This window comes from Candidatus Protochlamydia phocaeensis (genome assembly GCF_001545115.1).
In the GTDB taxonomy this organism is placed as follows: domain Bacteria; phylum Chlamydiota; class Chlamydiia; order Chlamydiales; family Parachlamydiaceae; genus Protochlamydia_A; species Protochlamydia_A phocaeensis.
The window spans coordinates 37,909-50,567 of record NZ_FCNU01000030.1 but is presented as its reverse complement, the minus strand read 5'-3'; the positions used below and the strand labels follow the sequence as shown (position 1 = coordinate 50,567).

Annotated in this window: 13 protein-coding genes; 5 read left to right on the top strand and 8 right to left on the bottom strand. The window is 45.4% G+C overall.

The features are described 5' to 3' along the window. Positions 1-65: 65 nt before the first annotated feature. Positions 66-422, bottom strand: coding sequence for a hypothetical protein (locus BN3769_RS11525; RefSeq protein ID WP_068470741.1), 357 nt, complete (start codon positions 420-422; stop codon positions 66-68). Between the two features lie 297 nt (positions 423-719). Further along, entirely contained in the window at positions 720-1,481 is a 762-nt protein-coding gene (locus tag BN3769_RS11520) for a class I SAM-dependent methyltransferase (protein ID WP_228840686.1), read from the bottom strand. Positions 1,482-1,958: 477 nt separating this feature from the next. Between BN3769_RS11520 and sufB the strand changes: the two genes are divergently transcribed. From sufB to BN3769_RS11495, 5 genes are all read left to right on the top strand, one after another. Continuing rightward, on the top strand, positions 1,959-3,404 hold the full coding sequence (gene sufB / locus BN3769_RS11515) for a Fe-S cluster assembly protein SufB (protein ID WP_068470738.1): 1,446 nt from the start codon (positions 1,959-1,961) through the stop codon (positions 3,402-3,404). Positions 3,405-3,473: 69 nt separating this feature from the next. Further along, the gene (sufC, locus tag BN3769_RS11510) at positions 3,474-4,238 is read left to right on the top strand and encodes a Fe-S cluster assembly ATPase SufC (protein ID WP_068470736.1); all 765 of its coding nucleotides are present in this window, start codon (positions 3,474-3,476) and stop codon (positions 4,236-4,238) included. Continuing rightward, positions 4,235-5,557 carry a Fe-S cluster assembly protein SufD gene (sufD, locus tag BN3769_RS11505; RefSeq protein WP_068470734.1) on the top strand — a complete coding sequence of 441 codons (1,323 nt, stop codon included), beginning with the start codon at positions 4,235-4,237 and terminating at the stop codon, positions 5,555-5,557. Before sufC ends, sufD begins: the two co-directional genes overlap by 4 nt. Further along, positions 5,554-6,789, top strand: coding sequence for a cysteine desulfurase (locus BN3769_RS11500; protein WP_068470732.1), 1,236 nt, complete (start codon positions 5,554-5,556; stop codon positions 6,787-6,789). Before sufD ends, BN3769_RS11500 begins: the two co-directional genes overlap by 4 nt. A gap of 6 nt (positions 6,790-6,795) precedes the next feature. Beyond that, entirely contained in the window at positions 6,796-7,731 is a 936-nt protein-coding gene (locus BN3769_RS11495) for an L-threonylcarbamoyladenylate synthase (RefSeq protein WP_068470731.1), read from the top strand. Positions 7,732-7,795: 64 nt separating this feature from the next. Here the strand turns inward: BN3769_RS11495 and BN3769_RS11490 are convergent, their stop codons facing one another. The 6 genes from BN3769_RS11490 to BN3769_RS11465 all read right to left on the bottom strand — a co-directional run bounded on the left by BN3769_RS11490 (position 7,796) and on the right by BN3769_RS11465 (position 12,657). Continuing rightward, positions 7,796-8,539 (bottom strand): NADAR family protein, encoded by a 744-nt coding sequence (locus BN3769_RS11490; RefSeq protein ID WP_068470729.1) that lies wholly within the window; start codon positions 8,537-8,539, stop codon positions 7,796-7,798. 346 nt (positions 8,540-8,885) lie between these two features. Further along, a complete protein-coding gene (locus tag BN3769_RS11485) occupies positions 8,886-9,596 on the bottom strand; it encodes a hypothetical protein (protein ID WP_068470727.1) in 711 nt (236 codons plus the stop codon). Positions 9,597-9,805: 209 nt separating this feature from the next. Next, positions 9,806-10,648: an EscT/YscT/HrcT family type III secretion system export apparatus protein gene (locus BN3769_RS11480; RefSeq protein WP_068470725.1), complete on the bottom strand. Its 843-nt coding sequence runs from the start codon at positions 10,646-10,648 to the stop codon at positions 9,806-9,808. Positions 10,649-10,680: 32 nt separating this feature from the next. Next, positions 10,681-10,965 carry a type III secretion system export apparatus subunit SctS gene (gene sctS / locus BN3769_RS11475; RefSeq protein ID WP_068470723.1) on the bottom strand — a complete coding sequence of 95 codons (285 nt, stop codon included), beginning with the start codon at positions 10,963-10,965 and terminating at the stop codon, positions 10,681-10,683. A gap of 13 nt (positions 10,966-10,978) precedes the next feature. Beyond that, the gene (sctR, locus tag BN3769_RS11470) at positions 10,979-11,995 is read right to left on the bottom strand and encodes a type III secretion system export apparatus subunit SctR (protein ID WP_068470721.1); all 1,017 of its coding nucleotides are present in this window, start codon (positions 11,993-11,995) and stop codon (positions 10,979-10,981) included. 8 nt (positions 11,996-12,003) lie between these two features. Further along, positions 12,004-12,657: an HrpE/YscL family type III secretion apparatus protein gene (locus BN3769_RS11465; RefSeq protein ID WP_068470719.1), complete on the bottom strand. Its 654-nt coding sequence runs from the start codon at positions 12,655-12,657 to the stop codon at positions 12,004-12,006. Positions 12,658-12,659 lie beyond the last annotated feature (2 nt).

Genomic DNA, 12,659 nt, shown 5'->3' with positions numbered 1-12,659 from the left:
ACACCCTTCCGGATCTTTACGTTACTCATGATAGCGCAATCCGCGTATTAGAGGAATCGCAAATGTTAGCAGACTGGTTGATTAAACTTATTTAGCCAAATATAAGTGACCTGGTTAACGTTCATTAATTCTATGAGTTCTGCATTGATGCGTCTCATTTCAGTTTGCTCTCTACAAGGAAGTTGCTGAGCAATCCGATAATGTTGATCATAAAGTTGAGAGGCTAAATGAAGCACTCGCTTTAAAAGTTCTGTATTCTCTAAAGACTTAGGATCTGTGGCTTTAAATTGCATGCCATAAAGCGTATGCTCTGTTTTACTAAGATTAATCGTATTTGTAGAGCGAATCCCTTTTTCATCCTTTATATGCGTTGAGGGATCTGTTAAGTAATTAGTCACATGCTGATGGGTTGGATAAATCATTATTACCTCTTCAAGTTATGGTTGACGATAGATTTATTAAAATGAAATGTAATTGCAATTCGACAACAGCTAAGACGGGTTAATACACCCTTTAAGCAATCCCATTGTAAAGAGAGAATGTAAAGATACGATAAGTTTGAAGCGGAGATGACAAAATAATCGGTTGTTCGAGGTTAAATGTCTTAATATTAGGTAGTTATATAAAAGAGAGGCCTTAAATTTCCGCTAATCGCGGTCATGAGCAGTTCTAAAAATCCTCTAAAATAGTGCCGTCAATCTGACGGCACTTCAAAAGAATTAGTCCGTTTTGCGTAAAATCAAAATGAATTCATGTTCGTTCTTCAAGCAAGTTTCAATATCAAAGGAAAGGCCTAGCTGATTTTTAAGGGCAAGGAACATTTCAAGCATTTCGCTTTGAGTCCAAACGTGAAAGTGAATGCTATAGTCGATCTTTAATAAACGCTCGACTTCTTTTTGGGCGTCTGCAGGCTGGTGAATTTTATTAACTAAGCGCACCCATTCTTCAAAGTGTTGGCGTTTGGAATTTTCAGGCCCTTCCCGATAATCTTTGAGAATATGCTCTAAAGGGGTGACAGGGCGATCAATGTCAAAGGTATAACGCTTGTCCGGCAGGGCAATATAAAGAACTCCGCCCTTTTTTAAGACACGGAACATATTGCTTAAGGTTCTCAGTGGATTTTGGCAATGTTCAATAAAGTGGTTGGCAATGACAAAGTCTTGAGAGCGATCTTTAATGGTTCCAAGTTCCTCTCCATTATCGATAATATCTACGTGGACCAAGGGGAGTTTGCTTAATTCCGGATAATGCCTTTTCAAATCTTCAACCGATAAACGGTCAACATACTGGACTTTGGCGGCTTTGCTGACATAAAGGGGATTATGCAGAGCGCCAATCTCAATTCCCTTGCCTTTAAGATATAAATGGGAAAGCTGCTCTCTTCCCAAGACCTTTGAATGAGACAAGTGACGGCGGCGCAAAAGTTTTTTCATGCGTGTTTTGAGATTTTCTGGAACAAGTGATTTAAGTGTACGTAGCATGGGACCTCTTTGATATAGATAACCTGAAAATACCCCAATTTTTTGGTTAATCGTTAAAAATTACATAGCTTTAATTCAGAGTCAATTAAATTTTTAATTGCTTTCTTCTTCGCCTATGTATTTACTTTTTTAATTATTTTATTTGAATTTGCATGGAAAATTTAAAATTAAAACGAGAAATAAATATAGATTGTTTTAAAAATTAAAGGTTTAACTATTAAATATAATTGACAGGGGCGATCTGATAGGTTATTATGAATTTTAAGAAACCCTCTTAGGCTGCTCAAGCTTTCCTCGCTTTTTTCCGTCTGCTTTCTTGGCTAAAATAAGGTAGCCTGCAAAATAATCTTTTAACAGGCCGAAAAGATCAAAATCTAAGCAGCTCATGTTTTTTATCAACAGTTGCCTTCAGGATTGAAGGAATAATTAGAAATTGATAGCCTAAGAGGCTAAATTTTTTAAGAATTAAGGAAGGATATGACGGCAGAATCGTCCATGTTTAGTCGCAGCAACTCAGATTACAAGTATGGGTTTGTCACGGAAGTTGAAACCGAAAGTTTGCCAAAGGGGTTGAATGAAGACATCATCCGTGCCATTTCTGCTAAAAAAAATGAGCCGGATTTTCTTTTGGATTTTCGATTGAAAGCCTATCAGAGATGGTTAGAGTCCGAAGAGCCTGTTTGGGCCAATGTGAATTATCCAAAGATTGACTACCAGAATATCACCTATTATTCGGCTCCTAAAAAGAAACCGGCTTTGAATAATTTGAGCGAGGTGGATCCTGAGGTTTTGCGTACATTTGAGCGCCTGGGAATCCCTTTAGAAGAGCAGATGCGTTTGAGCAACGTCGCTGTCGATATGATTTTCGATTCCGTTTCTATCGGGACGACTTTTAAGAAAAAGCTTGAAGAAGCGGGTGTGGTGTTGTGTTCGATTTCCGAAGCCATGCACACGCATTCTGATTTGGTGAAAAAATATCTGGGAAGCGTTGTCCCCATTGGGGATAACTATTTTGCCACTTTGAATTCCGCCGTTTTTAGCGATGGGTCTTTTGTTTATATTCCAAAAGGCGTGCATTGTCCGATGGAACTGTCGACTTATTTCCGCATTAACGACAAAGAGTCCGGCCAGTTTGAGCGTACCTTGATCATTGCCGAAGAAGGCTCCTATGTCAGCTACTTGGAAGGATGCACGGCCCCTGCCTATAGCAATCACCAGCTGCATGCGGCGGTTGTTGAGCTGATCGCTTTGGACAATGCGCAGATCAAGTATGCGACAGTCCAAAACTGGTATTCCGGAAACCCGGCGACCGGAGAAGGCGGGGTGTTCAATTTTGTGACCAAGCGAGGCCGCTGTGCAGGCGTGAACTCTAAAATCTCTTGGACGCAAGTCGAGGTGGGTGCTGCCATTACCTGGAAGTATCCTAGTTGCATTTTACAAGGGGATAACTCCGTTGGGGAATTCTACTCGGTCGCCCTCACGAACGGTCATATGCAAGCCGATACAGGGACGAAGATGATCCACCTAGGCAAGAATACGCGTTCCACAATTGTATCCAAAGGAATTTCCGCCGACGTCTCCCACAATAGCTACCGAGGTTTGGTCAAAGTGGCTCCGCGAGCAACTGGAGCCAGAAATTATACGCAATGCGATTCGATGCTGGTCGGGGATAAATGCTCGGCCAATACATTTCCCTATATTGAAGTAGGCAATGCAACTAGCCAGATCGAGCATGAAGCGTCGACTTCAAAAATGAACGAAGAACAGCTTTTTTACTTTCAATCGCGCGGCATTTCTAAAGAAGATGCGGTCAATATGATTGTAAATGGGTTTTGCAAAGATGTGATCCAGGAGCTTCCCTTAGAATTTGCCGCGGAAGCGCAAAAGCTCTTGGCGATCAAGCTTGAAAACTCTGTAGGATAAAGATAGAAAAACAATTCAAGGCAGCCTGCGCTGCCTTTCGATAGAATAGATTTAGATTAGGAAAAAACAATGCTAGAAATTAAAGATCTGACAGCCTCCGTCGACGGCAATCCCATTTTAACAGGTGTTAATTTGAAGATCCAAGCAGGAGAGATCCATGCTATTATGGGGCCCAACGGTGCCGGAAAATCCACGCTGGCAAAAGTCTTGGCCGGGCATCCCTCTTATGAGGTCACGGGCGGGGAAATCTGGTTTAAAGGGCAGAATCTTTTAGAGCTCGAGCCTGAAGAAAGGGCCCATTTGGGTTTATTCATGAGCTTCCAATATCCTGTCGAGATTCCCGGGGTCAGCAATACGCAATTCCTTCAAATGGCTTTGAATGCCAAACGCAAGGCGCGTGGAGAAGGGGAACTGTCGGCAGCGGAATTTGAAAAATTAATTGAAGACAAAATGAGACTCATGGAGATCCGCCCCGAATTTCGCCAGCGGAACGTCAATGAAAATTTCTCCGGAGGAGAAAAGAAGCGCAATGAGATCTTGCAAATGGCGATTTTAAATCCCGAGCTGGCCGTCTTGGATGAAACGGATTCCGGATTAGACATCGATGCCATGCGCATTGTTGCCAGAGGGGTGAACCAATTGATGAATCCGGACATGGGCTTACTGTTGATTACGCACTATCAGCGCCTGCTTGATTATATTAAACCTCAGTTTGTCCATGTGATGCTGGGAGGGAAAATTGTGCAATCGGGAGGTCCTGAGCTGGCTTTAGAGCTGGAAAGCAAGGGGTATGATTGGTTGGTCCGTTCGCCAAGCGAGGGAGTTGTTTCATGATGGCTCAAATGGGGTTGGAACAAGAACTATTCAAAACGCTTTTAGAAAGGCACTTGGCTAAGGTTAAGCAGGACGATGCTTTGTATAAGGCCCGTTTAAAGGCTTGGCAGCATTTTTTGGACTTAGGCTTGCCTAACAAACAGACGGAAGTTTATCGCTATATCAAATTGCGTCATTTGTTCTCGCAGAACTATGAAGTGGCGGAAGAAACAGGACTGACGGCCGAGCGGATTGCCGCTTTTGTTCAGCCCGAATGCCGGCAGTCTGTGCTGGTTTTCGTCAATGGACATTACTGTCCGCAGCTGTCCCAAACAAGCGCCTTGCCGTCGCAAATAGTTGTGACGACATTGCAGGAAGCGGCTCGCACATATGGAGCTTTTTTAAATAACCAGTGGAATCGCGCGCTTAAAGAAGAGGAAGATCCCTTTGCCGTTCTCAACGGCGCCTTGCACCCCAAAGGGGCCTTTATTTACATTCCTCCCAAAACAGTTGTCGAAACGCCCATCCAGGTGCTGCATCTCATCGATTTTGATGGGCAGCTGGCCATGCTGATGCCTCGTTTGCAGGTTTTTGCCGGATCGCGCTCGCAAGTCAATCTTGTCTTTTCACAGTACAATTTGGGAGAGCAGGCTTATTTTGTCAATCAAGCCGCCGATTTTTTGATTGAAGAAGAGGCGCATGTGCGCTATACGCAGGTTCTTTGCAATGAACATCCCCACGCTTGGCATTTCGATGCTGTGCGCGCGCAGCTCAAGCGCAGCGCGGTTTTCAAGAGCGTTTGCGTGACGGAAGGAAGCGCGACGGTGCGTACAGATTACCGGGTGGCTTTGACGGGCGAAAATGCCGAGGCTTTGCTCAATGGCGTGTGGATGTTGGCCGAGAAAAGGGAGGCGCATACGCATGTGTTCATTGATCATCAAGCGCCTCATTGCCGCTCCTATCAGTTGTTCAAAGGCGCGCTCAATGATTTTAGCCGCTCCAGTTTCGAAGGCAAGATCATGGTTAGGCAGGCGGCTCAAAAGACAGAGGCTTTCCAGCTCAATAACAACCTCATTTTGAATGACCACGCCCATGCAGACAGCAAGCCTAATCTAGAAATTTTTGCCGATGACGTCAAGGCGTCGCATGGAGCGACAGTCGGCCAGCTCGATCCTGATCAGCTGTTTTACATGAAGACGCGCGGTTTTCCTGATGCCGAAGCAAAGAATTTGCTGGTCTATGGATTTTGCGAACAAGTAATTGAAATGATCCCTTTGGGCTCTTTACGGGATGCTATCTCCAAAAAAGCCCAAAGCTATTTAACAAGGAAATCTCTATGAAGGAAAGCAGCCGAGTCGATTTCAAGCATTTAAGGCAGGATTTCCCCATGCTGAGCAAAACGATGCACGGAAAACCCTTGGTCTATCTGGATTCGGCTGCCACTTCTCAGAAGCCTCAAGTCGTCATCGATACGATCACTGACTTTTATCGCAACCATTATGGGACGGTCCATCGCGCTGTTTATGAGCTGGCCATTCGCTCGAGCGAGGATTATCAAAAGACAAGGCTGAAGGTGCGATCTTTTCTCAATGCGGCTAAAATGGAAGAGGTGATCTTTACGCGCGGGACGACAGAATCCATTAATATGGTCGCTTATTCATTCGGAAAGGCTTTTGTGCAGCCTGGAGATGAGATCCTCATTAGCGCCATGGAGCACCACTCCAATATTGTCCCTTGGCAAATCCTATGCGAAGACAGGGGAGCGGTCCTCAAAGTCATTCCCATGAATGAAAAAGGCGAATTGCTGTTTGAAGAATACGTCAAGCTTTTAAGCGATAAGACGCGCCTGGTGGCCATCACGCATGTGTCCAATTCTTTGGGAACAATCAATCCCATTAAAGAAATTGTCGCCAAAGCGCATGAGGCGGGAGCTAAAGTACTGGTAGATGGAGCGCAGAGCGCTCCGCATCTTAAAATCGACGTGCAAGACTTGGGCGCGGACTTTTTCGTTTTCTCCGGCCATAAAATTTTGGGCCCGACGGGAATCGGCATTTTATACGGAAAAGAGCAGCTGCTAGAGCAAATGCCTCCTTATCAGGGAGGCGGAGATATGATTGAGACCGTGACTTTTCCAAAAACGACCTATAATACGCTGCCTTTAAAGTTTGAGGCGGGCACGCCGATGATTGCCGAAGTCATGGGACTGGGGGCAGCTCTCGATTATCTTCAAGAAATAGGCATGGAGGCCATTCAAGCGTACGAGCACGAGCTTTTGCGCTATGCCACGCAAAAGCTGGAAAAAATCCCCGGCCTGCGCATCATCGGACAAGCCGGCCAAAAAGGCGCTTTAATCAGTTTTGTCATAGAAGGGGCTCATGCCCTCGATGTGGGAACCATGCTCGATTTAAAAGGCATTGCTTTAAGAACCGGCCATCATTGCGCGCAGCCTGTCATGCGTTTCTTTAACGTCTCGGCAACGGCCCGCGCTTCCTTTGCCTTTTACAATACTTTCGAAGAGATCGATCTATTGGAGCAAGCCCTTCACTCCATTATTCCTCAATTAAAGCCATAGAATCACATGCGCGTTTCAGTCAAACAAGCGATCCAATTACTCCGATCCGGCCAAGTCGTAGCGATGCCGACAGAAACGGTTTACGGGCTTGCTGCCTGCTTGGACCAACCGGTAGCCATCGAGCAGATCTTTCAAATTAAAGGCAGGCCGTCGACGAATCCCTTAATTATTCATGTGGCCGATATTAAAACGGTTGTGGACTGTTCCAAAGAGCTGCCGCCTCACTTCAAAGAATTGGCCGAGGCTTTTTGGCCGGGACCCCTCACCTTGATTGTTCCCATTCAGCCTGAGCGCGTCCCCGCTTCTGTGCGTTCCGGCTTGCCGACAGCGGGCTTTCGCATGCCCCAACATCCATTAGCTTTAGAAGTGCTAAAAGAAACGGGGCCTTTAGTCATGCCTTCGGCTAATTTATCGGGTAAGCCTTCGGCAACGAGGCCTGAGCACGTAGAAGAGGATTTCGGTCGCGATTTTCCCGTTTTGGATGGAGGCGGATGCGACAAAGGGGTGGAATCCACTATTTTGTATTATCAACATCCGCGCTGGGTTGTCGTAAGGCTAGGAGCGCTTGCTCCGGCTGTTTTTGCGCTCGTTTTGGGTTATCAGCCCGAAAACCTGAAGGCCTTCAAGCACGAGCAGCCGCTGTGCCCCGGGCAATTATTCCGCCATTATGCTCCGCGCGCTAAGCTCATTTTGGGCGACCGCGAACAGATGGAAGGGGCTCCTTTTATCTTGGGATTCAAGGAACGCTCCTATCCGCTTCATAGCCGCGTGCTTTATCTGGGGTCTCTCTTAGATGCGGAAGAAGTGGCGGTCAATCTCTATCAAGCGCTGCGGCAGCTCGATTTCGAGGGAGCTAGAGTCGCCTGGGTCGATATGGATTTTCCGCGCGAGGGATTATGGGAAACCATTGCCGAGCGGCTATTACGGGCGGGAGAGGGGTAATTGAATCCATTAGGCATTCAAAATCCCTCTAATAAATAACCTCAAGAAATGCTCAATTGCCCGGCTACTCAGCAGCAAATTTTCTATACTTGGAGGGCTTAGAGACGGGTCCGACGCCTCCTTTTTCAGCTCTTACTTGCATGAGAAGCTGTCCCAAGCGGTTTTTCCCCTTGCCGTCTCCTCCATCTGCCCAGTAGGCATCCCGGTCGGTGTGTTCAACTAAATAGGCATCCCCTGTGGCTAGCAATAGCTCGTTGAGCTGCGGGTGCTGCTGAAACTTGGCCCTCAGCACTTCCAGCATGATGGCATCCCGCAGCTTATACCAATCGTCGCGCTGCTCGTAGCTATGCCTTTGGGCCAGCTTCCAGGCGTCTTCTCCATTCAAGCGCGTAAAGCGAGCGGCTAAGGCAGGCTTGTGCAAAAATTTGGCAGCTTGAAAAGCCGCTTCCGAGCAGGAGAACTCCATATTCCACAGCTTCACAGAAGCCGGATAGAAATTGCCCAGGAAAAATGTGTACTTATTTTCTTTGTCATAAAACCAAATAAAGCCGTCGCGCTCGGCAAAGCGGGCGAGCTTGTTCTTGTAGTGGGCCAGATGGGCAAAGCGCGCCCGGTCCAGTTTGTCTCGGGCGGCTTGTTTCTGCTTTTGCTTCTTTTTCTCGGCTTTGCTTTTCAGCTCGTTGAGGGTGTCTTCATTATAGGGTTGGACGGTGTATTGCCGGGAAACGGCAGCAGGCAAATTCCAAGAAGACAAGAGCGATAAGGCCATTAAGCCCATTCCCATATATAATAGCTGTTTTTTTAGCATTCTTATCCTCCTTATTTATTAATTTGAATTACTAACAATTGTATTCGTTTGAATTAATAATAGAGTTAATTTTACCTGATAAAGATAAAATAAGCATTAAATAAAAAATAATTTAAATTAAATTTATAGGTTTAGTAAATTCAAGGAAGTCTGAAAAGATGTCTTGAAACTGCTAATCGCTTGTAGGCGAGATTATTTTCTCCTAGAAGGGAAAAGAAATCGAATCCAAGCGATTAGAGTTTTTTACTGGCTATGAGCAAGCGTGCTTTTTATTGGACGAACAAGTGCGCTCACCTATCTCCTTTACCTCTCTGAAAGAGAGGTAAAGCTTTCTTGGCTGATCTCTTTAGAGATCGGCCAAGGACGGCAGAGTTAATTTTTTGATTTGGCATTGATGGCTGTAGCCATCCCAACGCGTTTCGTATTGATAGCCAATTTTGTTAAAAATATTTTGGCTCTCTTCATAGTCCGTTCCTCTTGAACAAAACAGTTCCAGGGACAATTTCTGAATGTAGTTATCCAACCCATTTGATTTAATATGGTCGTAAACAGTATCCACATCATTTGATAAATAGTGCTGTTCCAATAAGGAGACTCCGCTGGCCGCCTCAGCAACTTTTTTAGCGAGCTGATAATCGGCTTTGATGCTTGCAATCGCTTTTACAGTGCCATAGATATGCTTTAATGAAACCGGAGACAGTTCTTTTTTTTCCGTCCATTGCAATCGATTATACTGCGCTTGCAGATCTCTTTTGGCTGCATCAAGCGTACAATCTTCTTGGATGAAGCCTTGCATATATTTCTGAATCCCTTCCTTTTGAATAAGTGCATAGACGCGCTGGGAATTCTTTGAGCAATAACCTTGAGAAGAAGACAGATTCGCTTTTCGGGCTAATTCAGATACTTGCTGGGCCAGGATAAAGTGGGGATTGATAACTTTTCGCCCTTTGTGGCAAGTGGCATGCAGATTTAGGATAGTTTGCATATCCAATTGTCCATCAAGGAGCTGCCAAAATTCAGCTGACAGGCCGGATAAATTATGAGCAGGAGCGACCATATTGAATTCCTTTTATTTAAATAATAAAAATTAGCGATAAAAAATATAGTTAAGTTATTTGATTAAATCAATTTAATTTTAGTTTTAGTTTAAGCTGTTTTGATTTTTAAAATATTTTTGAAGTTCGTTATAAAATTAAATAGGCCTGTTTGCTGCCTGTTGAAAATCCCTTAGATAATCCGGCTATTTCGGAAACAGAGAGGGGCTTCTTAAGTAGCCGGCTGGAACTGCTGGATAAGCAAGTAGAGGTAATTGAGCCAGGTATAGCTGTCGTCGACAAGTTGCTTGGTGAATAGCTGCCAGCCGAAGAAGACAATGGCCAGCGCCAATAAAGATTTGAGGGGCATGCCCAAAAAGGTGATTTGGACTTGGGGAGCCAAGCGATTGGCGATTCCCAGAAAAAAATCTGTCATCAAAATGATGATGAGGGCAGGAGCTGCCAGCTGGGTGCTGGAAATCATGACTTTGCCCATGATGCCCATAATATCGGTAAAATATTTCGAATTGAAGTCGAAGAAACTGCCGTTGATGAACTTATCGGGAGGGAGGTAATTGTACGATTGGGAAACGATGTCCAATACGACGAAAGGGCCGTCGATCATGAAAAAGAGGTAGATGAGGACGAGGTTAAAAAGGGTGCCGAGAGGAGAGGACTGGTTTTGGATCGTCGGGTCGTTGACCATCAAGCTGGAGGCTCCGCGTTGGTGGTCGATGAGAATCCCTGCGTTTTGCACAATAATAAAGGGAAGGCTGATCATATAGCCGATGAGAATGCCCACAAAAATCTCTTTGATCAAATAAAGGACCAGCCACAGATTGAAGTCAAGCGGAGTCGTCGTGACAAAGATAAGCTGGGGAAAAAAAATGGCAAAAAAAGAAATGCCCAAGGCGACTTTGACGGGATGGGGAAGGACGCGCGCGCCGAAAAAGGGAGCCAAGGCTATAATGGGCAGCATTCTGCCCAAAAAAAGAAAGAATAGGCCGAAGAACGCCAACGGATCATTAAGAGAAAATGCTGTATTGATGTACAGAGAAACATAGTCTTCTGTCATAAGAAAGCTGCCTTATTCTTGCCTTCTTGCGCCTAGTTTTTGCTGCTAAGCACACTCCATTGAGGAAAATTTACGAAAATATCATTGGCAAAAGACATAATTTGCGATCCCAGCCATCCTCCCAAAAACATCAAGGTCAACGTCACGGCCACCAGCTTAATGGTGAAAGAGAGCGTTTGTTCCTGAATTTGCGTGGCCGCCTGAAAAATGGCGACAATAATTCCAAAGAACATGCTGACTAAGATGGGGGGAGCGGAAAGAATTAGAATCAGTAGCATCCCTTGGTAAGCGAGCTGAATGACTTGTGATTGAAACATGGTGTAAAGCCCCTTATTGGAATGTTTTGACTAGCCCTTCAATGAGAATCGTCCATCCATCTAGCATCACTAATAAGAAGAGTTTTAATGGCATGGAGATCGTAACGGGAGAAAGCATCATCATCCCCATCGCCAATAAAATATTGGAGGTCACAAGGTCGATGACAAAGAAGGGGATGTAGATCAAAACGCCGATTTCAAATGCGTCTTTTAACTGCCCAGTGATATAGGAAGGGACTAATACGATGATATCATCTGGCTTTAAGGTGGCGCGGTAATCGTCTGGCAGCCCGCGGTAGACCAAGCGATAAAAGAGCGCTTGGTGCCTGGGCGAACTATTTCTCTTTAAGTAATCTTTCATGGGTCCGGCTGCCGCAGCGGCTACGTCGATGACATAGGTGGAGGAAGCAGGTGAAAGAAGAGAGTCCGGCACTTGGGATTGGTTGATAACGGTTTGCGCTGCATCATACATTTTGATGGCGGTGGGATACATGATAAATAAGCTGATCAAAAAGGCCACGCCGTTGATGATTTGGTTTGGGGGCGCTTGTTGAACGCCTAGCGCTGTTCGCAAAAGAGAAAGGACAATGACAATCTTTAAGAAAGAAGTCAAAATCATAATGATGAACGGCATAAGCGACAAGAGCGTCAGCATGACCGCCTGTGTCACAAGCGAAGGCCGTTTGAAGTTGGATGCAACCGCTTCCGAGGCTTGGTAGGACTCTTGTTCGGGGGTCAGTGTCGGCTTCTTGGGAGGATAAGCCGGAGCGGGAGGCCTTGGAATTGGTTTTAAAGGCTTAATGACAGAAGGGGTCGTGCTGGTCGTCGATCGCGACGCTGAAGTTGGTGCCGATGGGGATGCAGTTGCCGGAGTTGAAGGATTGGTCGAAGCAGCATTGGTGGAAGAGGCGTTAGCAGCTGGCGTCGAGGTGGCTTGAGAATAAAGGGAGTCGGGAGCCAGGCTGAGAACGGCCAAAATAGCTAGCAGACAGAAAGCTGATTTAAAAGAACAAAGCTTGGATAGATACATATGACACCTTAGCTGCTTTTTGCAGGCTCAATATTATTTTTGGCCAATTTCTCGAATGCTTTTTCTAAAACGCGCCAGCGGTGTTCCAACTGGGCGTTGATAATGCCGATTTCTGTTTCAATCACACAGCCGCCAGGGGCAACATCATCGCGCGGGCGAATGGACAAGCTTTCTAAGCTTTCAAACAAATCCCGGAGGCGCGGCTTATTTTTCTCTAGAATCTCTAAATCTTTTTTATTGACATAGATAGTGATTTTCTTGTGCTGGGCAACAGCTTTTAAATTGGCAGCCACGATATCGACAATGACGTCTTCTGAAAGCTCAATTTCCCTTCCCACAATTTTTTGGGCTGCTTTTAGCGCAACGGGAATGACAAGTTGCTGCAGTTCCTTATGGACCGATTCAATTTCTTTTTCAAGATTAACAAGATGTTCGGCCCATTTGGCAAAGCCTTCTTCATAGCCTTCTTTGTGGGCTTTTTCTTTTATCTCTTCGCATTCCTGAGCGACTTGCATGCGATATTTTTCCGCATCTTGTTTAATGTGCTCCAGGACTTCGCCGGCCTCTAATAAAGTGGAAAAATTATCTGCAGGGATATGCTTGGTCTTAGGGGCGATGTGGATGTGGTCTCCATAAATGAGGCTAAAAAACTTTTTGCTCACAG